At 66.2% G+C, this 22235-nt stretch carries 20 protein-coding genes and 1 riboswitch; of the genes, 7 read left to right on the top strand and 13 right to left on the bottom strand.

What is annotated here, in order from left to right; all coding sequences use genetic code 11:
- Positions 1–132: 132 nt before the first annotated feature.
- The 6 genes from AWC27_RS03515 to AWC27_RS03490 form a co-directional block, all read right to left on the bottom strand.
- On the bottom strand, positions 133–1194 hold the full coding sequence (locus AWC27_RS03515; RefSeq protein ID WP_085669211.1) for a hemolysin family protein: 1062 nt from the start codon (positions 1192–1194) through the stop codon (positions 133–135).
- Positions 1191–2555 carry a hemolysin family protein gene (locus tag AWC27_RS03510; RefSeq protein WP_085669210.1) on the bottom strand — a complete coding sequence of 455 codons (1365 nt, stop codon included), beginning with the start codon at positions 2553–2555 and terminating at the stop codon, positions 1191–1193. The genes AWC27_RS03515 and AWC27_RS03510 overlap by 4 nt, the downstream gene beginning before the upstream one ends.
- A 196-nt stretch (positions 2556–2751) precedes the next feature.
- Positions 2752–4188 carry a GuaB1 family IMP dehydrogenase-related protein gene (locus AWC27_RS03505; protein WP_085669209.1) on the bottom strand — a complete coding sequence of 479 codons (1437 nt, stop codon included), beginning with the start codon at positions 4186–4188 and terminating at the stop codon, positions 2752–2754.
- Between the two features lie 8 nt (positions 4189–4196).
- A complete protein-coding gene (gene gndA / locus AWC27_RS03500; RefSeq protein ID WP_085669208.1) occupies positions 4197–5663 on the bottom strand; it encodes an NADP-dependent phosphogluconate dehydrogenase in 1467 nt (488 codons plus the stop codon).
- 106 nt (positions 5664–5769) lie between these two features.
- Positions 5770–6720, bottom strand: a complete 951-nt coding sequence (locus AWC27_RS03495) for a M56 family metallopeptidase (RefSeq protein ID WP_085669207.1) — start codon at positions 6718–6720, stop codon at positions 5770–5772.
- 14 nt (positions 6721–6734) lie between these two features.
- Complete coding sequence (locus AWC27_RS03490) at positions 6735–7151, bottom strand: BlaI/MecI/CopY family transcriptional regulator (RefSeq protein WP_085669206.1); 417 nt, start codon at positions 7149–7151, stop codon at positions 6735–6737.
- A gap of 294 nt (positions 7152–7445) precedes the next feature.
- On the opposite strand from AWC27_RS03490, the gene AWC27_RS03485 reads away from it, so the two are divergent.
- Positions 7446–7880, top strand: coding sequence for a PaaI family thioesterase (locus AWC27_RS03485; RefSeq protein WP_085669205.1), 435 nt, complete (start codon positions 7446–7448; stop codon positions 7878–7880).
- 13 nt (positions 7881–7893) lie between these two features.
- Here AWC27_RS03485 and AWC27_RS03480 read toward each other — a convergent pair whose 3' ends face one another.
- The 4 genes from AWC27_RS03480 to AWC27_RS03465 all read right to left on the bottom strand — a co-directional run bounded on the left by AWC27_RS03480 (position 7894) and on the right by AWC27_RS03465 (position 14192).
- Complete coding sequence (locus AWC27_RS03480; RefSeq protein ID WP_245846817.1) at positions 7894–9474, bottom strand: APC family permease; 1581 nt, start codon at positions 9472–9474, stop codon at positions 7894–7896.
- 88 nt (positions 9475–9562) lie between these two features.
- Complete coding sequence (locus tag AWC27_RS03475; protein ID WP_085669243.1) at positions 9563–10924, bottom strand: PPE family protein; 1362 nt, start codon at positions 10922–10924, stop codon at positions 9563–9565.
- 2 nt (positions 10925–10926) lie between these two features.
- Positions 10927–12279 (bottom strand): PPE family protein, encoded by a 1353-nt coding sequence (locus tag AWC27_RS32585; RefSeq protein WP_085669204.1) that lies wholly within the window; start codon positions 12277–12279, stop codon positions 10927–10929.
- Between the two features lie 749 nt (positions 12280–13028).
- Entirely contained in the window at positions 13029–14192 is a 1164-nt protein-coding gene (locus AWC27_RS03465; protein ID WP_085669203.1) for an agmatinase family protein, read from the bottom strand.
- A gap of 116 nt (positions 14193–14308) precedes the next feature.
- A riboswitch (guanidine-III (ykkC-III) riboswitch) is annotated at positions 14309–14370 on the bottom strand.
- A 161-nt stretch (positions 14371–14531) separates the two neighbouring features.
- Between AWC27_RS03465 and AWC27_RS03460 the strand changes: the two genes are divergently transcribed.
- From AWC27_RS03460 to AWC27_RS03435, 6 genes are read left to right on the top strand one after another with little or no spacing between them, the layout of a single operon-like run.
- Positions 14532–14834, top strand: coding sequence for an urease subunit gamma (locus AWC27_RS03460; protein ID WP_085669242.1), 303 nt, complete (start codon positions 14532–14534; stop codon positions 14832–14834).
- A complete protein-coding gene (locus AWC27_RS03455; RefSeq protein ID WP_085669202.1) occupies positions 14831–15142 on the top strand; it encodes an urease subunit beta in 312 nt (103 codons plus the stop codon). Before AWC27_RS03460 ends, AWC27_RS03455 begins: the two co-directional genes overlap by 4 nt.
- A complete protein-coding gene (locus AWC27_RS03450) occupies positions 15142–16863 on the top strand; it encodes an urease subunit alpha (protein ID WP_085669201.1) in 1722 nt (573 codons plus the stop codon). The genes AWC27_RS03455 and AWC27_RS03450 overlap by 1 nt, the downstream gene beginning before the upstream one ends.
- The gene (locus tag AWC27_RS03445; protein WP_085669200.1) at positions 16863–17498 is read left to right on the top strand and encodes an urease accessory protein UreF; all 636 of its coding nucleotides are present in this window, start codon (positions 16863–16865) and stop codon (positions 17496–17498) included. Before AWC27_RS03450 ends, AWC27_RS03445 begins: the two co-directional genes overlap by 1 nt.
- A 10-nt stretch (positions 17499–17508) precedes the next feature.
- Positions 17509–18174: an urease accessory protein UreG gene (ureG, locus tag AWC27_RS03440; RefSeq protein WP_085669199.1), complete on the top strand. Its 666-nt coding sequence runs from the start codon at positions 17509–17511 to the stop codon at positions 18172–18174.
- Entirely contained in the window at positions 18174–18818 is a 645-nt protein-coding gene (locus AWC27_RS03435; protein WP_085669198.1) for an urease accessory protein UreD, read from the top strand. Before ureG ends, AWC27_RS03435 begins: the two co-directional genes overlap by 1 nt.
- Here AWC27_RS03435 and AWC27_RS03430 read toward each other — a convergent pair.
- From AWC27_RS03430 to AWC27_RS03420, 3 genes are all read right to left on the bottom strand, one after another.
- Complete coding sequence (locus tag AWC27_RS03430; protein ID WP_085669197.1) at positions 18815–20206, bottom strand: NAD(P)/FAD-dependent oxidoreductase; 1392 nt, start codon at positions 20204–20206, stop codon at positions 18815–18817. The two genes, AWC27_RS03435 and AWC27_RS03430, sit on opposite strands and share 4 nt — an antisense overlap.
- A 163-nt stretch (positions 20207–20369) precedes the next feature.
- Positions 20370–21293 (bottom strand): LLM class F420-dependent oxidoreductase, encoded by a 924-nt coding sequence (locus AWC27_RS03425; RefSeq protein WP_085669241.1) that lies wholly within the window; start codon positions 21291–21293, stop codon positions 20370–20372.
- Positions 21294–21333: 40 nt separating this feature from the next.
- A complete protein-coding gene (locus AWC27_RS03420; RefSeq protein ID WP_085669196.1) occupies positions 21334–22011 on the bottom strand; it encodes an SDR family oxidoreductase in 678 nt (225 codons plus the stop codon).
- Between the last annotated feature and the right edge of the window lie 224 nt (positions 22012–22235).

Genomic DNA, 22235 nt, shown 5'->3' with positions numbered 1-22235 from the left:
CGCAACAGCAGGTCACGCCGCGCTGACAGCTTGGTCCGTGGCTTCCTGATGGTCCCGCGAATTGCTTCCTGGCAACGCGGGTCGCGCTCAGATCATACGGGTTCCGTACACCGACGCCGGGCACCGCGCCGGTCAATCGTGCGGTGGCGCGTCCCGCATGGTTCCCACCAAGTCTTCCACCAGATCCTCGAGCGCAACCATGGCAACCACGGCACCGCCTTCGGCAGTGTCGGCCGTCACCAAGGCCAGATGGCTGTTGCTGCGGCGCAGATGCGACATCGCCTCGGGCAGCCCCAGCGATCTCGGCACCAGCGGAAGCGGACGCACCAGAGCCAGATCGATGACGGTCTTGGGATCGTCGGCCAGCGTCAGCATGTCTTTGATGTGCAGGTATCCGATGTAGTTGCCATTGCGGTCAAGCACCGGAAAGCGGGAGTAACCCGTCTGAGCCAGGGCCTCTTCGACCGCACCGACGGTGGGACCGGAGCCCGCCGCGGCAACCGGGATCGCGCGAATATTGGACAGCGGCACGGCAACATCGCCGACCACCCGGGTGCGGACCCGCAAAGCGCGGGTGAGCCGGGTGTGCTCCTCGCGATCCAGCAGACCCTCGGACAGCGATTCCGCGATCATCTCGCTGAGCTCCACGGTGGAGACGGTGATGTCGAGTTCGTCTTTGGGTTCGACGCCCAGCCCTCGCAGAATCGCGTTGGCACACTTGTTGTACAGGACGATGAAGGGGCGCGCGGCGCGCACGTAGAGCAGGTAGGGGGGCACCAGCAGCATCGCGGTGCGCTCCGGGCCGGCCAGTGCGATGTTCTTGGGCACCATCTCGCCCAGCAGCACGTGCAGCGTCACCACAATGGCCAGCGCGATGACGAACGACAGCGTATGCAGCAACGCCGGATGGATGCCGGTGAACCCCAGCGATGAATGCAGCAGCTCGGCGACGGCGGGTTCGCCGATGCGCCCGAGCAACAGCGACGACACCGTGACGCCCAGCTGAGCGCCCGCCAGCATCGCCGGGAGCTGCTCACCGGCCCGGATCACCGTGACCGCGCTGGCGCGGCCCTGCTCGGCCAGCGCTTCCAGGCGGTCCCGCCGGGCCGAGATCAGCGCGAATTCGGCTCCGACGAAGAACGCGTTGATGGCGATCAGCAGGATCGCCAGCGCGATTGCCAACATGGGATTCATTCGGTGTCCCGTTCTGCGCCCGCACGTCTTGGTTGACCGGTGAGGTCGGTCAGCTCCAGCAGGTCTATCCGGCGGCCGTCCATTTGAACCACCGTGGCCAGCCAGCGCAGCGAGTCATCCGGCAGGCCGTCCTGATCCAACGCCGTCACGTGGACCGTTTCGCCGGCCACCGGGATGTGACCGAGTTCACGCAGCACCAGGCCGCCGATCGTCTCGTAGGGTCCCTCCGGGGCTCGGTAGCCGGTGGCCGAAGCCACCTCGTCGATGCGCAGCAGGCCCGATACCCGCCACCCGGTTTCTCCGGCGACCACGTCCGGTGTGGCATCGTCGTGTTCGTCGCGGACGTCGCCCACGATTTCCTCGATCAGGTCCTCGACGGTAACCATGCCCGCCGTTCCCCCGTACTCGTCGACCACCATCGCGGTGTGCAGCGCATTGGAGCGCAGTTGTGCCAGCACCGCGTCGCCGTCCAGGGTCGACGGCACCACCGCGACGGGCTTGGCCACGGTGGTCAACAAGGTATGCGCACGAGCCGCGGGCGGGACTTCGAATACCTGCTTGACGTGCACGATGCCGACGGTTTCGTCGAGGTCACCCTGGACCAGTGGGAACCGGGAGAATCCGGTTGCGGCGACGGCGGCAACGAGGTCGGCGATGGTGTCGTCGGTCTGCAGCGCCACGATCTTGGACCGCGGGGTCATCAGTTCCTCGGCCGTCAGCGTGCCGAACTGCAGTGAGCGGTGCATCAGCGACGCGGTGGCGTCGTCTAGCGACCCGCTGCGCGCCGAGCTGCGCACCAGGGAAACCAGTTCCTGCGGCGTCCGGGCCGACCGCAGCTCCTCTGCCGGCTCGATGCCGAATTGGCGCACGATCCAGTTCGCCGCCCCGTTGGTCAGTCGGATGGCCGGGGTCAACAGCACCGAAAACAACCACTGCGGGAGCACGACCGCGCGCGCCGTCGGCAGCGGACGCGCCACCGCCAGGTACTTGGGAACGAGTTCACCGAACACCATCGACACCGACGTCACGACGAGCAGCGCCAAAAAGGCCGTAATGGTGTCGGCCATCTTGTCTGATATCCCCATGGCGTCCAACCAGGGATGCGGCAGGTTGGCCACCAGCGGTTCGGTCAGATAGCCGATTGCCAGAGTCGTGATCGAGATACCCAACTGCGCACCGGAGAGGTGAAACGACAACCTGTGATGCGCCCGACGGATGAACCGGTCGCGGCCCGAGCCGCTGCGCGCATTGGCCTCAACCGTGCTGCGGTCCAGCGCGGTCAGCGAGAATTCGGCCGCGACGAACACCGCGGTGCCGGCGGTGAGCACGAGAATGGCCAGAACGCTGACGAGGGAGTTCATCGGTGAGCCGGCTGTCGTGGTGCCGCGGCGTGCAGTCTGGTCGGTGCGGCCCGCTCATCCCGGAGGCCCGCCCGGCCAGGGGCCTCGACGGGTGCCTGCGGCACGTCATCCCTTTCCCTCACTGCCGCGCAGCTAGTTGCTGCGGGTTTGAAGTTCACATGGTAGCCAACCTCTGGCCATGCGGGCCGGGACGGAGTCACCAGCCGGTGGGCAGGGGATGCCCCTCGGCGAAGCCGGCCGCCGACTGCACACCGATCACGGCACGCTCATGCAGCTCTTCCAGGTTCGAGGCACCGACATAGGTGCAGGTGCTGCGTACGCCGGAGGTGATGTGGTCGAGCAGGTCTTCCACCCCGCCCCGATCGGGGTCAAGGCCCATCCTCGATGTCGAGATACCTTCCTCGAACAATGCCTTGCGCGCCCGGTCGAAGGGGCTGTCGGCGCCGCTTCGGGCGACCACCGCGCGCTTGGAGGCCATACCGTAGCTCTCCTTGAACGGCTGATCGTCACGGTCGCGCATGAGGTCACCGGGCGACTCGTAGGTGCCGGCGAACCATGATCCGATCATCACGTTCGACGCGCCCGCGGTGAGCGCCAGCGCCACGTCGCGCGGATGCCGGATGCCGCCGTCGGCCCACACATGACCACCGAGTTCTCGTGCTGCGGCCGCGCATTCCAGCACAGCGGAGAATTGTGGGCGGCCGACACCGGTCATCATCCGGGTGGTGCACATCGCGCCGGGCCCGACACCGACCTTGACGATGCTCGCACCGGCGTCCAGCAGATCCCGAGTTCCCTCCGCCGACACCACATTTCCGGCCACCAGCGGCACACCCAGGTCCAGGGCCGCGACCGCGCTGATCGCATCGAGCGTCTTGACCTGATGCCCGTGTGCGGTGTCGATAACCAGGAGGTCGACGCCGGCTTCGACGAGGCCGCGTGCCTTGGCGCCCACGTCGCCATTGATGCCGACGGCAGCGCCTACCCGCAGCCGGCCGGCGCTGTCGGTGGCCGGGGTGTAAATGCCGGCCCGAACGGCACCTGTGCGGGTCAGCACTCCGGCCAGGGTTCCATCCGCGGTGGTCAGCACCGCGACGTCAATCGGGGTGTGCTCGAGCAGATCGAAGATCTTGCGCGGATCGGTGCCCATCGGGGCGGTCACGAAGTCGGTCACCGCGATGTCGCGGACCCGGGTGAAGCGGTCGACTCCCACGTACGACGATTCCCGCACCAAACCGATCGGACGTCCCTCGAAGACCACTACGGCAGCCCCGTGCGCGCGCTTGTGGATCAGAGCCATCGCGTCGGACACCGAATCGTCGGGCGCCAGCGTGACCGGCGTATCGAGCACGAGGTCCCGGCTCTTGACGAACTCGACCGTCTGCTGCACCGCAGGAATGGGAAGGTCCTGGGGCAGGATGACGATGCCGCCGCGGCGCGCGATCGTTTCGGCCATCCGCCGCCCGGCTACCGCGGTCATGTTGGCCACCACCACCGGAATAGTGGTGCCCGAGCCGTCGCCGGTGGACAAGTCGACGTCAAAGCGCGATGCCACATCCGAGCGGTTCGGCACGATGAACACGTCGCTGTAGGTCAGGTCGTACCCGGGGCGGTGCCCATCCAGAAACCTCATCGCAATCCTTAGATCGGCACTTCGCTGCGGTCGCCGCTCCACAGCGTGTGGAAGCGCTTGTCCGGCTCGTCGTCGATGCGCCCGTAGGTGTGCGCGCCGAACAGGTCACGCAACCCCTGCGTCAGCGCGGCGGGCAGCCGCTCGGTGCGCAACGCGTCGTAGTAGGACAGGGCCGAAGAGAACCCCGGAATCGGGATACCCAATTGCGTGGCGGTCACCACCACGCGACGCCAGCCGTCGATCGCGGCCTCGATCGCGCTGCGGAAATAGGGTGCGACGATCAGGGTCGGCAAGTCGGGGTCCTCGTCGAACGCGTCCTTGATTCGGTTGAGGAACTTCGCCCGGATGATGCACCCGCCGCGCCAGATCGTCGCCAAGTCGCCCGGCGTGATGCTCCAGTCGTATTCAGCGCTGCCGGCCTGAATCTGGTTGAAGCCCTGGGCGTAGGCGATGATCTTCGACGCGTACAGGGCCTGACGGACGTCCTCGACGAATTGATTTGCGTCACTGGGGTTTTCGCCCAACTCGCCGGAAGCCAGCCCGGTGGTGGCCTTGCGCTGGGCCACCGAGCCCGACAAGGCCCGGGCGAACACCGCCTCGGCGATCCCGGTGACCGGCACGCCAAGGTCCAGCGCGGACTTCACCGTCCAGCGGCCGGTGCCCTTCTGCTCGGCCTCATCGAGAATGACGTCGACGAGCGGCTTACCGGTTCTGGCGTCGGTTTGGCGCAGCACCTGTGCGGTGATCTCGACCAGGAAGCTGTCCAGGTCGCCCTTGTTCCACTCCTCGAACACGTCGGCAATCTGGTCAGCGGTCTTACCCAGGGCGTCGCGCAACAACTGGTATGCCTCGCCGATGAGTTGCATGTCGGAGTACTCGATGCCGTTGTGCACCATCTTGACGAAATGGCCGGCGCCGTCGGGTCCGATGTGGGTGCAGCACGGCACCCCGTCGACATGCGCGGAGATCTCCTCGAGTAGCGGACCCAGTGACTCGTATGACGCAGCGGGACCGCCGGGCATGATCGACGGTCCGTTCAGCGCGCCCTCCTCGCCGCCGGAAATACCGGCGCCCACGAAGTGCAGCCCCCGCTCACGCATCGCCTTCTCCCGGCGAATGGTGTCGGTGTAGAGCGCGTTGCCGCCGTCGATGATGATGTCGCCTTCTTCCATGGCGTCGGCGAGCTCATTGATGACCGCGTCGGTGGGATCGCCGGCCTTGACCATGATCAGAACGCGCCGCGGCTTTTCCAGCGCACCCAGAAACTCCGCGATGGTCTCCGACCGGACGAACTTGCCCTCGTCACCGTGCTCTTTGAGAAGCGCATCGGTCTTGGCGATGGACCGGTTGTGCAGCGCGACGGTGTAGCCGTGCCGGGCGAAGTTGCGGGCGATGTTCGAACCCATCACCGCCAGGCCGGTCACGCCGATCTGCGCGGTGGCGGTGTTCGATTCCTGTGCAGCCGGGGCACTCATGTCTTCGCCTCTCCGTTGGGCCTGTCAGGTCGGGAATCTGCGACAAACGCTTCGGACACACTGTGGCACACCGGACCTGTGGCCCTCCAAGGTGTTTCGCCAGGCGCTATAGGGCGATCAGCCGGTGCAGTTCTGTGAGCCACGGTACGGCCAGCGCAATCGTCGGCACCACCAGCACGGCCGCCGCGGCCAGATAGGCAGCGACCGACAGCCGCAGGCTGTTGCCGCGCCCGGATAGCCGTCGCACCCGCAGTACCGTGCTGGAACCACTGGCGGCCAGCGCGCCCCTGGGCGCCCGTCCCGATGCGCAGGCCACCAATGCACGAGCCAGGGGAGTGCGACCCGCCGCGCGAACCGCGGCGTCATCGGCCAACAGCTCGACGAGCAGCTGTACCGCGCCCAGTGCGTTGGCGCTGCGCACCACCCGGGGAAACGCCGCATGCACCGCGGTGAATGCTTCGAGCACCAGATCGTGCCGGGCCCGCAGATGAGCACGCTCGTGGGTAAGGATCGCGGCGACCTCCGCGTCGTCGAGCGTGTTCAGCGCGCCTTCGCTGACGACGACCCGGCTGCGCACTCCCGGCAGGCAGTAGGCGAGTGGCTGCGGGACGTCCAGAACGCGCAAATCACGAGTCCGCGTACAGGGCTGGGCGAGCGCACCGTCACATCCGACGTCGACCAGATCAACCACCATGCGGTGGTGAGCCCGTCGCCGACGCGTGGCGACGGCGCCCCGCACCACGGCGGCCACCAGCCGCACTCCGACCAGCACGGTGAGCGCGAACACCGCGAGGTAAGCCGTCCACAGCGGCCAACCGAGCCGGCCTTCGGCACCCATAATGCTGGCGGTGGGTCGCCCGTCGGGCCCGGGCATGAGCAGCCGGCTGGCGATGGCGATGCCCGCGCTGAAAGCCGAGAGCGCGGCGGCCAGAGCTATGGCCTGCCAGAGCACCATCGCGGCGCGCGGGGCGCGCAACGGCCACGTCGCTCGTGCCAACAAGGCCGGTGTCGGACCAGCCAGCAGCACCGCGAGGATGGTGAAGGCCAGCGCGGACACGCTGCCAGTCTCCCTCAGCCCTCCGCTGGAGCGCCAGCAGATGGCGGATCGCGATGGCTGATTTCCAATTCGGCGAGGGCCCGGCGAAGAGCATCCGCCTCATCGGCCCCGACCCGCTCGACGAAATGCACCAGCGCAGCCTGCCGGCCGCCGGAGTCCTCGGCCTGGTCCAACGCATCGACCATGAGCCCGGCAACTAGCTCGTCGCGGCCGTGCACGGGCGCATAGCGGTGGGCCCTATCGTCGCGAAGCTGGGAGACCAGATTCTTCTTGGCCAGCCGTTGCAACACGGTCATCACCGTCGTATAGGCGAGGTCGCGCCGAGCCGACAAGGCTTCGTGGACCTGGCGAACGGTTTGCGGTTCCGCCGTAGACCACAGGTGATCCATCACGGCGCGTTCCAGATCCCCCAGCCGCGTCAGCTTGGCCATAGTTCGTTCATCTCCATCAAGGTTGAAACAAGCGTACTCCGGCTTACTACCGACCGTCGTATCCCCAGCCGGCCGAAACGAAACGCGCGGCACGACACGAACGCAACGCTACGCGCTCAAAGCTTGCGAAATTAGGGCAGCCTTGCCTATGCTGAATCCGGTCGAGCGAAACAATGACCGCGGCAGAGTCCTGAGGGCTGCAGCGACCCCCGGTCTACTCGATCGGCGAGCCCCGTGACACGTCACGGGGCTCGCCCGTTTGTGGACATTCGTCGATGGTGTAGACACGAGAACGTGGCCTCCACGCCGGACGCGCCGGACTCAACAGATGCGCTTACGCCGCCCATCCCGCCGGATTTCACCGCGCCGTTCGATACCCAGCTCGGCCTGCAGTTCACCGAACTCAGCCCCGACGGTGCCCGCGCACAGCTCGAGGTCAAGCCGAACCTGTTGCAGCCGATGGGCCTCGTGCATGGCGGCGTCTACTGCTCGATGATCGAGAGCATGGCCAGCGTGGCCGCTTTCACCTGGCTTGCCGCCAACGGCGGCGGGGAAGTGGTCGGCGTCAACAACAACACGGACTTCCTGCGGTCCATCAGCTCCGGAATGGTGTACGGCCGGGCCGAACCGGTGCACCGCGGTCGTCGTCAGCAACTCTGGTTGGTCACGATCACCGACGACGACGACCGGGTGGTGGCCCGCGGTCAGGTGCGGCTACAGAATCTCTAGGGGCGATAAGGCGCTAAGCCGCATCGGCCACCGGGATCGCGTCAGCGTGCGGCGCATTGCTTTTGGTGTGGGCGCGGGTCGTAACCAGGTAGACCAGGCCCAGACCCACCACGAGACCCGACATCAGCAAGACGACGTAGTTGTCATACCAGGGCGCCTCGGGTGTCCGCGGCCAGCAAATGTTGACGATCGCAGCGACGCCATAGATCAGCGCGCCGATGTTGACGAGCATGCCCCAACGGCCCAGCCGATACTTACCCGACGGTGCCCAGCCCTTCACCCTGGCCCGCAGCGCGGCCAGCACGACCATCTGGAACCCGATATACACCCCGACCGTGCCGAAGCTGATTAGTTTGGTCAGCGGGTGGGTGGAAATGATTGATCCGATGATCAAGGCCGCCGGCACGATCACCGCTGCCAGCAGGGCGTAGGGCGGCACATGTCGTTTGTGGTCGAATTTCGCCAGTAGCCGCGAGCCGACGATCATGTCGTCGCGGCCGTAGGAGTAGATGAGCCGGCTGGCGGCGGCTTGCAGGCTCAGGGCGCACGACACGAACGAAATCAGCACGATGGCGAGCACGATCCGGGATCCGACGTCGCCGAACGTTCTCGTCAAAACGGTCGAGATGGGATTGGTGTCCTCGCCGCGGATCACCGCGCCGAAGTCGGCGACCGACAGGATCAGGCTGAGGCAGACGAACGTCGCTGCGGCTCCGCCGATGTAGATGGTGCGGCGCATGGCTTTTGGTATCTGCTTGCCCGGGTTGGGTACTTCCTCGGCGACGTCGCCGCAGGCCTCGAACCCGAAGAATTGGTAAAGCGCGATCAGGCTTGCGGCCAAGAATGCATACAGGAAGCTGTGTTCGCCTTGGGCGCCGAAGCTGTTGAAGAGCACACCGAGCCCGTGATGCCGCTGCGTGAGCAGCAGCCACGTGCCTACGACCAGGGCGCCGACGAGTTCGGCGGTAAAGCCGAAGATGGCGAAGTAGCCCAGCATCTTGGTACCGGTCAGATTGATCACGGTTGCCAACGCCAACACCGCGAGACCGCAATAGATTTTCGCCTGCACCGACGGCGCGAAGCCGAACATGGCGGCCATGTACGGCCCGGCACCGAAAGCCGCGTCCGCGATCAGGGCTAACAGGCAGAACATGTAGACCCACCCCGTCATCCATGCCCATTTGCGGCCCCACAGTCGCCGCGCCCAGGGATAGACGCCGCCGGCCACCGGGAATTGCGCCACCACTTCGCTGAATACCAGCGCAACCAGCATCTGCCCCGCTCCCGCGATCAACAGACTCCAGATCATCGGCGGACCGGCCGCGGCCAGCGCGAACGCAAAAACCGTGTAGATGCCAACCACCGGCGAGAGGTAGGTGAACCCCAGCGAGAAATTGGCCCACGGGCTCATGTCCCGCCTGAACTCGGACTGGAATCCCAACGCCTTGAGCTGGGCCTGATCGTCGTCGGCAGCTAGGTCGCTGCTCGAATCCGGCGGCGGGTGGGAATAGTTATCAAGGATGTCCGGCGCGATCGGTATCGAGTCGACGGCCACATCACTATCCCAGCTCTTGTTGGACCCAGCAAACACCACGGAATGGACCTCCAATCAACGAAAATTCGAAAGCTGTTGCGCTGCTTCTCGTCCGCCGATAGGGGAGAGCGATTGGCAACGGAAGCTGTTATTTATGGGCCGCCTCCTGAATCAGGGTCGCCGCGGTGCGTTTGAGCACATCGCGCTGACGGGCTATGTCGGCGGCCGCTTTGCGCAATTGATTGAGCTCATCGCGTTCGCTGACCGCGCCGTCGCCGTCCACCCAGTCGTCCTGCTGAGTCTCGGGCTCGCGCGCGATCGCGGGGATCACCCGTTGACGCCAGCCGGTGCGCGATCGCGTCTGGTCGCCCCGTGGGGCGTTGACGACACTTGCCAACGGACCACCCAGCGGCGGCACACCGCCGTAGTAACCGGCTATGCCGGCCGGCCCCACCTGGGGCGAGCCGTCCAGGCCGGGAGTCGGCAACGCCGTCGCGGCAAGCCGGATAGCCGGTGCATTACCGGAGGTGCCCCACGACGGCGGTACCGACAGCTTGCCCACCGTCGCCGCCGATCCCAGCCCCGCCGACACGCCCCCGGGGCTACCCGCCAAGGTGCTCCCCAGACCGTCACCGGACACGTCGGAGACCGCCGCGGCCGCGGGCGCGCTGAGCGCATCGGCCAGCGGATTGAACGCCACCGCTATCGCCGGCGCGGCCGTCAGCAATACGCCGGAAATGGCGAAGTTGACTCCATACGAAAAAATCCCGATACCGAGTGTGTCCTCGCTGACCTGTTCAAACGCTTGGACCGGGTAGCTATTGAAGAAAGCAAGCAGCGCATCCGATCCCGGAAACGTGCCCGTGGAAAGTTGGCTCAGCAAGTTCGGGACCGCTGCCAGTTGAGACAACGTCGACTGCGTCGTGCCGGTTGAGGCGGCTTGACTGACGGCGGCGGCTTGCGTGGCCGGCCCCGCGGGGTCGGTGGTTTGCGGCGGAGAGGTGAAGGCCTGCAGTGTGGTTGCCGCTGACGAGGCGCCCGCGTAGGCATACATCGCCACGGCATCCTGGGCCCACATCTGGGCGTACTGCGCCTCGGTGGACGCGATCGCGGGCGTGTTCTGCCCCACCAGGTTGGTGGACACCAAGGATGCCAGCAGCGCCCGGTTCACCTCGATCTCGGCGGGCGACACGGTCGCTGCGAACGCCGCTTCGTATGCCGCCACCGCGGCACCTAGCTGGCCAGCGGTCTGCTCAGCCTGAGCTGCGGTGGTGTTCATCCACGACACATAGGGAACCGCCGCTGCGGCCATCGACATCGACGACGGGCCGAACCACGGTCCGCCGGTCAGCTCGTCCACCACCGCGGAAAACGAAGCCGCCCTCGACTTCAACTCCGCCGCCAACCCGGCCCACGCTGCAGCAGCGGTGACCATCGACTCGGGCCCCGCACCCATATACATCCGGCCGGAGTTGATCTCCGGTGGCAGTGCGGCAAAATCCAGGACCAGGCTCACAGCATCGCTTCCTTGATCAAGCGGGCTGCCGCGTCGCGCTCCGTGGCCAGCTCGGCGATCTCCTTGCGCAGCGCCGCCAACTCATCGCGTTCGCGTTCGCTCAGCGCGCTGGCGACATGTTGGGTCGCCCGTTGCGGCTGCGGCAACCGGACCTGGGCCGGCTCGTCGGCTTCCGCCCCGGCGGCCCATGGCGGCAGCACCTTGCTGCGCGGGCGCGACCGGGCCGGGGTTTCGCCGCCTCGTGGCGCGTTGACCAGGCTGCCCATCGGCGGTATGCCGTAAAGGCCGCCGGGTCCAGCCGCTCCCGTTTGCGGCAGTGCCTCGCCGCCGCCGGCCGGCAATGCGGTGGCGGCAAGCCGGATCGCCGGAGACGACACCCAAGACTGCGGCACCGACAACTTACCGACCGTCGCCGCCTCACCCACACCGGCAGCGACTCCGGCGCTGCTGTCCGAGCCATAGCCGACGAGGGCGGAGCCCAGCCCGTCTCCCGTGACGTCGGACACCACGGCCGCGGCCGACGGCGGCAGCGCCAGTGGGTAGAGCGAAACGAAGAAGGGGGTGATGCCCGAGGCCACGAAGGCGAATCCACTGAATTCGGTGGCGACGTTGCCCGCATCAGAGCCGAATTTGTTGATGGCCATGCCCAATGGGCTGGTCGCAAAGTTGTGCAGCCAGGTAATGGGGTCGAACGACCCGCCGGACGCCAGACCTTGCAGCAGATTGGGCACCGCGGCCAGCTGGGCCAGAGTGGACTGCGAGGTGCCGCCTTGGGCGGCAGCGGCCTGGCCGACCGCGGCGGCTTGAGTGGCGGTTCCATTCTGGTTGGTGCTCTGCGGGGGGGAGGTGAACGGCGTCAACGTCGTCGCGGCGGCTGAGGCACCGGCGTAGCCGTACATCGCCGCGGCATCCTGGGCCCACATCTCGGCGTACTGGGCCTCGGTGGCCGTGATGGCCGGGGTGTTCTGGCCGAAGATGTTGGTGGCCACCAACGCTGCCAGCAGTGCCCGATTGACCTCGATCTCGCTGGGGGGCACGGTCGCCGCAAACGCCGCTTCGTAGGCCGCCGCGGCCGACCCGAGCTGACCGGCGGTCTGCTCAGCCTGCGCCGCGGTGGAATCTATCCACGACATATATGGAATCGCCGCGGCCGTCATCGACGTCGACGACGGACCCACCCACGGTCCGCCGGTCAGCTCGGCGATCACCCCGCGATAGGAACTCGCGGTGGAGCTGAGCTCCGCCGCCAACGCCTCCCAGGCAGCAGCAGCCGCCACCAATGGCCCCGATCCCGGGCCCATATACATCCGGCCGGAGTTGATCTCCGGCGGCAATACCGCAAAATCCACCGCTGCAGCCCCCTAACAGGCGGCCCGGCGCCTCCGCGAACGCTCCACGGCGCCAACAGGTTTGATGCGTGTCGCGATGTGCTCTGTCCCCGAGCATCATCGCGCTTCGCGCGCATCATGGCCCTGCGGGCGTCCCGATCGCCCAACCGACGTACGAATCGCCGGACCGTGCTAATAGTCAACTGCGCGGCTGTAACAGCGCTGGTTAACTGCTGAGAATTTGCTGGCAATGAATCGCCGAGGTTGCCGGACGACTGCTGCGGGGCCATCGTTGCGCCCCAGGCATGCGAAAGTGCCGGCCGGGGACACCCTCGCAATTTGACGCCCCTCCGTACGCCAACGCGTTGGCAACTGATTCACCGAGAAAAGTTTGTGTACAGCGCAATTCGCGCGCGTGACACATGATTATGACGCCCGGCGCCCCATCCGGCAACGCCGGCCTGCGTCGGAGGCGGCGGTCAACGGGACCCACGCAGCGCAACCGCGCCACGTCCGGCCAACCGCAAAATTGGGTAAGCCCTCGCATTGATGATTAATTTGCCAGTATTACTACAAGCAAGCTTAAACCACGCTCTTCAATAGAACGAGGAACGAGTCATATTCAAAGTGATCGACGCTAAAGAACCCGGCGGTGCACGGGTTTTGGTGCCAACCCAGCTCACCCGCGGTCTGAGCGGTCTGAGCGGGTCGACGCCACCGAATGGAAACTTCATCGCCTGTACACCGTTGATCCAGGGCTGATGCATTGATCAGTCGTTGAAGGGGCCCCATGCATGCCGCTTGAGCGAGGCTGGTTTCTTCCCGAGTTTCCCGGCCCGCACCATTACCGCCAGACTATCCAGGATGACCCGGCTGCTCATCAGCGCTGTCTGCTCTGCCCAGTCGTAGGGCGGCGAGCATTCCACCACCTCGATACCGTTCAAGCCGGGCTCAGAGATCAGCCTGATGAGGTTGAGTGCCTCGCGGGGCAACAGTCCGCCGGGCTCGGGCCAGCCGGTGCCGGGCACGAATCCGGCGTCGATCACATCGATGTCGAACGACAGATAGACCGCCTTGGCGTCTTTCCACGCCGTTTCGAGCGCGATCTCGGCAACCTTCTCTATGCCGACCCGTTCGACGTCCCCCACGGTGATGACGGTGCTACCGCGCTGTCGGCCGACTTGCACCCCCGCGCGGGGGGCTTGCCAGCCACCGATGCCGATCTGCACGAGGTTGGTGGCCGGCGCGTTCTTGATGTTGGTCGCGTGAAACCACGGGGTCGTGTGCATCCGCTCGTCGAGATCGGTCTCCTGGGTGTCCACGTGCCGGTCGAAGTGGATGATGCCCACGTTGCCGTCCATGTGCGGAGCCAGGCCGCGGACGGTGGGGAATCCGATCGAGTGGTCGCCGCCGAGGATCACCGGGAATACGCCCTGCGAGACCACGTGCGACATGGCTTGGCTGATCTGGTCGAAAGACTTCTCAATGTTCGCGGGAATGGTCACCACGTCGCCGATGTCGACGATGTTGAGCTGTTCGCGCAGGTCGACTCCGAGTTCGTAGCAGTAGGTGCCGAACAGGTTGGTCGAGCGGCGGATCCCCATCGGGCCGAATCTGGTACCGGGCCGGTAGGTGGTGCCTGCGTCCAGTGGCGCACCGAACACCGCCACCTCGGCGTCGCCGACCTCGTTCACGTCTTCCAGGAACGGGCATTTCAGAAACGTGCCGCGTTCCCCGGCGAAGTGCGGTAGCTCACCCCGGGAAAAGGTCGACAGCGTGCGGTCATTGATCGTGGGTGCGGCTTCGAGCCCGTGGGAGATGCAACGCTCGATTTCCTCACGGTGACGGCGGGTTGGCAGCTCCGCTTCGGCCTGCTGGGCCCAGCTACCTTCCCGGTTCGGAATGTCAGCCTGCCCAGCGAAGGGGTTTGTCATCGATGCTTCCTCTCGTCGAGTACCAATTCACGGCGGAGGATGCCCCGGCGGCCGGGATCGAAGCAGAAAGAGGTTTGAGGACCCGTTCCCGGGTGAACCGGCGCGCCAGACATCCACACTCGCCGTCTTGTCGCTGGCCGGGTACGGCGAACTCGTCCGGGCGGCCCCGTGGCTCGCCAACGCTCAACGTACCTGTCGTGCTGGCTCAGCAACCCTGGTTCGGCCTCTCGGAAGGTTAAAGACAGCTGTGAATATCCTTAGGACGTCCGTCATGCTGCGCAGTGACATCGGCCCGTCCGGCGTGCCGACACCGCAGTGGGCGTGGCAGGATCCCAAACCATGCGTCTGACGCCGCACGAACAGGAGCGATTGCTGCTGTCGTATGCCGCCGAGCTGGCCCGCCGGCGCCGGGCCCGCGGCCTGCGGCTCAACTATCCAGAGGCTGTCGCGATCATCACCGACCACATCCTGGAAGGCGCGCGCGACGGACGCAGTGTCGCCGAGCTGATGGTCAGCGGTTGCGAAGTGCTCGGCCGCGACGACGTGATGGAGGGAGTGCCGGAAATGCTCACCGAGGTGCAGGCGGAGGCGACGTTTCCGGACGGCACCAAGCTGGTGACCGTCCATCATCCGGTGCCATGATCCCCGGTGAAATCCTCTACGGCAGTGGCGATATCGAAATCAACGCGGGTGCGCGCCGACTGCAGGTGCGCATCGTGAACACCGGAGACCGTCCGGTGCAGGTCGGCAGTCATGTGCACCTGCCGCAGGCGAACGCGGCACTGTCGTTCGACCGCGCGGCAGCGCGCGGTTACCGACTCGACATTCCCGCTGCCACGGCGGTTCGGTTCGAGCCCGGAGTTGCCCAGACCGTCGCGCTGGTACCACTGGGCGGACGCCGCGAGGTACACGGATTGACCCTCGATCCGCCCGGGCCGGTGGGGCCCTGATGGCCGGCCTGTCCAGAGAGCGTTACGCGCAACTGTTCGGGCCCACCACCGGGGACCGGATCAGGCTGGCCGACACCAACCTGCTGGTGGAAGTCACCGAAGACCGCAGCGGGGGACCGGGATTGGCCGGCAACGAGGCAGTGTTCGGCGGCGGCAAGGTGCTGCGCGAATCGATGGGCCAGGGGAGGGCAACTCGGGCCGAGGGGGCCCCCGACACCGTTATCACCGGCGCGGTGATCATCGACTACTGGGGAATCATCAAGGCCGACATCGGGATTCGCGATGGGCGCATCGTGGGCATCGGGAAGGCCGGCAACCCCGACATCATGCCGGGGGTGCATCGGGACCTGGTGGTCGGACCGTCCACCGAAATCATCAGCGGCAACGGGCGAATCGTCACCGCGGGCACCATCGACTGTCACGTGCACCTGATCTGTCCGCAGATCATCACCGAAGCCCTCGGCGCGGGAACCACCACAATTGTCGGCGGCGGCACCGGGCCCGCCGAGGGAACCAAGGCCACCACCGTCAGCCCGGGCGAGTGGCACCTGGCCAGGATGCTGGAGTCGCTGGACAGCTGGCCGGTGAACTTCGCGTTGCTCGGCAAGGGCAACACCGTGAACGCCGACGCGCTATGGGAGCAATTGCGTGCTGGCGCAGCAGGTTTCAAACTGCACGAGGATTGGGGCTCGACACCGGCTGCCATCAACAGTTGCCTCACCGTGGCCGAGGCCGCCGGGGTGCAGGTGGCGCTGCACTCCGACACGCTCAACGAGATGGGATTCGTCGAGGACACCCTGCGCGCGATCGCCGGGCGCTCGATTCACGCCTACCACACCGAGGGTGCCGGTGGCGGCCATGCCCCGGACATCATCACCGTCGCGGCGCAGCAGAATGTGCTGCCCAGCTCCACCAATCCGACGCGTCCACACACGGTCAACACCCTCGACGAGCACCTCGACATGTTGATGGTGTGTCATCACCTCAACCCCCGGATACCGGAGGATCTGGCGTTCGCCGAGAGCCGGATTCGGCCCTCGACCATCGCAGCCGAGGACCTGCTGCACGACATGGGCGCAATCTCGATGATCGGCAGCGATTCGCAGGCCATGGGCCGTGTCGGAGAGGTGGTGCTGCGCACCTGGCAGACGGCGCATGTCATGAAGGCACGTCGGGGCGCATTGGAGGGCGACGGAACCGCCGACAACAACCGGGTCCGTCGCTACATCGCGAAATACACGATCTGCCCGGCCATCGCGCACGGTCTGGACCATCAGGTCGGTTCGGTCGAAGTAGGTAAGTTGGCCGACCTGGTGGTATGGGAGCCGGCGTTTTTCGGGGTGCGTCCGCATGTCGTGGTCAAGGGTGGTGCGATCGCGTGGGCCGCGATGGGCGACGCGAACGCTTCCATCCCAACCCCGCAACCGGTGTTGCCGCGCCCGATGTTCGGCGCCGCGCCGGCCACCGCGGCGGCCACTTCGATGCATTTCGTGGCACCGCAAGCGATCGAGGACCGGCTGGCCGAGCGGCTCGCGGTCAACCGGCCACTGATTCCGGTGAACGACGTGCGTGCCGTCAGCAAGGCCGATCTGCCCCTCAACGACGCGTTGCCGCGCATCGAAGTCGACCCCGACACCTTCACCGTGCGCATCGACGGGCAGGTGTGGGAACAGCAGCCGGCCACCGAACTTCCGCTGGCGCAGCGGTATTTCTTGTTCTAATGCACTCTCTTGCAACGCTTCTCGCGCTGGCCGACTCGCGGTTGCCCACCGGCGCGCACGTGCATTCCGGTGGCATCGAAGAAGCCGTCAGCAGCGGGATCGTGACCAACCTGGCCGGCCTGGAAGCGTTTCTGAAACGGCGCATCTGCACCCAGGGGCTGGTGGCCGCGTCGGTCGCCGCCGCAGTGCATCGCGGCGATCTCGGCGTCGCCGATGCCGACCGCGAAACCGACGCGCGAACCCCGGCACCGGCGGCCCGATACGCATCGCGCAGCCAGGGACGGGGGTTGGTGCGCCTGGCGCGACTGATCTGGCCCGCGGCCGAATGGGATGTGCTGGGCCGGCGGCCGCACCTGCCGGTCGTCGCCGGTCGTGTCGGTACGCTGAGCGGCCTGGCACCAGAACACACCGCGCTGCATGTCGTGTACACGACGATGACCGGCTCGGCTACCGCCGCGCAGCGGCTGCTGGCGCTGGACCCAGCAGAGGTGGCGGCGGTGACCTTCCGGCTGTCCGAACTCTGCGAAACCACCGCCGCCGAAGCCGCCAAGGATCTCGCTGACCTGTCCGACCCGCTGCTCGATACGCTGGCACAGCGGCACGCCGAACGCGAACGACCCCTGTTCGCCTCCTGAAAGGTATGAAATGCCAACGCATTCCCACCCGCACACGCATGACCACACCAAGCGACCCAGGCGGGTCCGCCGGCCGGGGGAGCCGCTGCGCATCGGCGTCGGGGGTCCGGTCGGCTCGGGCAAGACGGCGCTGGTCGCCGCGCTGTGCCGGGAGTTGCGCGACGAGCTGTCGCTGGCGGTGCTCACCAATGACATCTACACCACCGAAGACGCTGACTTTTTGCGCAAGCATGCTGTGCTGCCCGACGATCGGATCGCGGCGGTGCAGACCGGCGGTTGCCCGCATACCGCGATCCGGGACGACATCACCGCGAACCTGGACGCGATCGACGACTTGATCGCCGCCCACGATCGGTTGGACCTGATATTGGTTGAGTCCGGCGGCGACAACCTCACGGCCACCTTCTCCTCCGGCCTGGTGGATGTGCAGATCTTCGTCGTCGATGTGGCCGGCGGCGACAAGGTGCCGCGCAAAGGCGGACCGGGCGTAACCTACTCGGATCTGTTGGTAGTCAACAAGACTGACCTGGCACCGCTGGTGGGCGCCGACCTCGAGGTCATGGCCCGTGACGCCACCGCCGTGCGCGACGGCCGCCCGACGGTACTGCAATCGTTGACCCAGGACCCGGCAGCCAGCGAGGTGCTGGCCTGGGTTCGCACCCAGTTGGCCGCCTGATGGACTCCAGCGTGCTGTTGGTGGCATCACGAAACCGTCTGCCGCGCATCGACTGCCGTGGCGGAGTCCAGGCGCGGCGCACCGCGCCGGATACGGTGCACCTGGTGTCGGCGGCGGCCACGCCATTGGGCGGCGACACCATCGACATCCGGGTGATCGTCGAGGAGGGCGCCCGGCTGAAGCTGCGCAGCGCCGCGGCCACGGTGGCCTTGCCGGGCGCACAGACCCTGACGTCGCACTCCCAGTGGCAGGTCGAGGTGGGGGGCACCCTGGATGTCGATCTCGAGCCCACCGTCGTCGCTGCCACCGCCCGGCACCTGTCCCGGGTGGTTCTGCAGCTGCATCGCAACGGGCAGGTCCGGTTCCGGGAGCGGGTGCAGATCGGCAGGTACGACGAGCGGGACGGTTTCTGGTCGGGTGCGCTGCGAGCCGACCGTTGCGATCGCCCGATGTTGCGCCATCGGGTCGAGCTGGGAGCGGGGTCGCTTGCCGACGACGTGATATCGGCGCCACGCGCGACAATCAACGAGTTACGTTATCCTGCAACGGCATTCGACGCAGCCATCGATGCGGGTTCGACGGTGTTGACGTTGGCCGACGGGGGAACGCTGAGCACCTGGCAGGCCGACCGCTTGACCGGTTAACTGGCTACCTTGGTGTTTACCGTTATGCCCTGCGCTTCGGCGGCGAGTTCGGCCAACTGTTCGAGCCGTGTTCGCGCGAACGCCTGCTGATCGGTGATGGCCAGCTGACCGCGCCGGGTGCTCAAGAACGTCACCGTCCAGGACAGCAGCGTGCTGATCTTCGTCTTGAAACCGACCAGGTATACCAGGTGCAGCACCAGCCACATCAGCCAAGCAATGAAGCCGCTGAATTCCAGCGGGCCGATCTTGGCAACGGCGGAGAAACGCGACACTGTCGCCATCGACCCCTTGTCGAAGTACTGGAACGGCTCTCGTTCGGTGGGGTCGGCCCCGGCCAGTTCGGCCTTGATGGTGCCGGCTACGTACTTGGCGCCCTGGATGGCGCCCTGAGCCACGCCGGGCACGCCCTCAACGGCCGCCATATCGCCGACCACGAAGACGTTCGGGTGCCCGGGGATGGACAGGTCCGGCAATACTTGAACTCGGCCGGCGCGGTCGAGTTCGACGTCGGACTGCTCGGCCAGGTCGCGACCCAGGCGGCTGGCCTGCACCCCGGCGGACCAGACCTTGCACGCCGATTCGATGCGCCGCTCGGTGCCGTCAGCGTCCCTGACCGTGATCCCGTTGCGGTCGACGTCGGTGACCATCGCGCCCAGCTGAATCTCCACACCCAGCTTTTTCAGCCGGGCGGCCGCACGCTCGCCGAGCTTTTCGCCCATCGGCGGAAGCACCGCTGGGGCGGCGTCGAGCAGGATCACCCGCGCCTTAGTCGAGTCGATATGCCTGAAGGCGCCCTTTAGCGTGTGCTCGGCCAATTCGGCAATCTGTCCGGCCATTTCGACGCCGGTGGGACCGGCCCCGACAACGGTGAACGTCAGCAGTTTGGCCCGGCGTTCCGGATCGCTGGACCGCTCGGCCTGTTCGAAGGCGCTCAGGATGCGTCCACGCAATTCCAGCGCGTCGTCGATGGACTTCATGCCCGGCGCAAACTCGGCGAAATGGTCATTGCCGAAGTAGGACTGGCCGGCGCCCGCGGCGACGATCAGGCTGTCGTAGGGGGTTTCGTAGGTGTGGCCGAGCAATTGCGAAACGACAGTCTGCTTGGCCAGGTCGATGTGGGTGACATTGCCCAGCAGCACCTGAACGTTGCGCTGCTTGCGCAGGATGACACGGGTGGCGGGTGCGATCTCGCCTTCAGAAATGATTCCGGTGGCCACCTGGTAGAGCAGCGGCTGAAACAGGTGATGGGTGGTGCGGGCGATGAGCTTGATGTCGACGTCGGCCCGCTTGAGCTTCTTTGCCGCATTGAGCCCACCGAACCCCGATCCGATGATGACGACTCGATGCCGACGGCGTGGTTCAACTGTGGGTTCTGGCTGGGGGCTCATGTTCCGCTGCTCCTGACGGGGTCTCCTTGCGGATGGGTGAGACGGGCGGCTGCAGTTAGCTGCAGACTCCATTTGAGGTTATCCAACCGAGCGCCGACAAGCCCAGGTGCGAACATGTGTAATTAGCCACACTCAAGAATCCACGCTGGTGGCAGGACCCCGATCAGACGCCGAACAGCGGACGCAGCGCCTCGGCTGCGGTGGTGATGAGACCGGGGATGTAGCGGTGCGGGGACAGATTGATGATCACCCCGTCGACGCCGGCGTCGAGCACTTTGGCTTGGACCTGGTCGGCGATCTGTGCCGGACTGCCCACCACCGAATGGCCACTCACCTGCTCCGGAATCTGATCCGGCGTGAGGTTCTCGTCGATTATCACGGTCAGCATCAGGCTGGTCTGTAGCGTCGACGGATCGCGCCCGGCCTCGTCACACCGCGCCTCTAGTGCCTTCACTTTGCGGGGTAGCTCGTCGAACGAGCTAATGATGTTCAGGTGGTCGGCGTAGCGGGCGGCCAGCGCGAACGTCTTCTTCTCACCGCCGCCGCCGATCAGGATCGGAATGCGGTCCCGATAACGCGGCTCGGCCAGCGCGGATTCGGTTCTGTACCAGTCGCCGGCGAATGTCGAACGCTCGCCCTTGATCATCGGGTCGAGAATCTGCAGTGCCTCCCTGAGCCGCCGGAAGCGGTCGGTGAAGGTACCGAACTCGAAGCCGAGCTGGCGGTGTTCGAGCTCGTACCAGCCGGCGCCGATGCCCAGGATCGCCCGGCCCGCGCTGACCACGTCAAGGGTGGTGATGATCTTGGCTAGCAGGGTGGGGTTGCGATAGGTGTTGCCGGTTACCAGCGTGCCCAGCTGCAGCCGCTCAGTCGCGGTAGCCAGCGCGCCCAGCGTTGTGTAGGCCTCGAGCATCGGATCTTCGGGCGGACCCAGCGCGGGCAATTGATAGAAGTGGTCCATCACGAACAGGGAGTCATAACCCGCCGCTTCGGCCTCGCGTGCCTGGGCGATTACTGACGGGAAAAGCTGCTCAACGCCGGTGTCGTAAGAAAACTTGGGGATCTGGAATCCCAGCCTGATTGCCACGGTCTCCACCGTAGCGACCGGCTGTGAAAGCGAAAGAGGCTCAGGCGAAGTGAGCCAGCGCCCCATGGCTGACGTGCAGCGTCTGGCCGGTGATGTGACGGGCCGCGGGCGTGGTCAGGAACAGCGCCAGGCGTGCGATCTCCGCCGCGACGGGTGCGGGCGTGCGGCTGAGGCCTTCGTAACCGGCCTGAACACTGCGGCCGCAGGCAACGGCATTGACGGTAATGCCGCGGGTGCCGTAGAACTCGGCCTGGCCGGCGACCCAATTGGACAGGGCGGCCTTGATGCCGGCGTCGACGCTGCCCGGAGCCGGGTTTTCCGCCACGACACTGATGATCGAGCCACCGGACCGCAGATGATCGCCGACGCACTGCACGGTGAGCACCGCCGAAAGCACCGTCGCGTCCAGCGACTTACGCCATGCATCGGCGGTGTCGGACAGCGAATAGGTGCGGGGGTCGCCGGCATCCCAGGTAGGCGCCGGCACGTTGACAATGGTGTCCAGGTGGTGGGGGAACAGCCCGCGGACTTCGGCGAGGCCGGCTGGGTCGGTGGTGTCGCAGACGATCGCATCGACGTCGAGTTCCTTGGCGACGACCTCGAGGTCACCGCGACGGGCACCCACCAGGGTCACCTTGTGACCGTCGTCGCGAAAACCTTCTGCGACTGTGCGACCCAGATCGGTATCGCCGCCGGTAACCAGCACCTCCACTGCCATGACCTCCTCGTGTTCAACGTTGAACCCAGACCCTGGCAAATATCGCTTCGATGGTCGCACACCACAGGGCTGTTGCCTGGGATCTCAGCGCGTTATGGCGTCAATCGCGATCTATGTTACTGGACAGTAGCTATTTGGCGAAACCGTCGTAGCGACACAAAGCACAGACGATTTCTGTAACTATTTCGTCGCGCCAGCCGCACTTGCTTAACTCCGCGAGCGAC

Source organism: Mycobacterium szulgai (genome assembly GCF_002116635.1).
GTDB lineage: Bacteria > Actinomycetota > Actinomycetes > Mycobacteriales > Mycobacteriaceae > Mycobacterium > Mycobacterium szulgai.
Note: the sequence above shows the minus strand (reverse complement) of the source record. Positions and strands in the feature narration are given on the sequence as shown.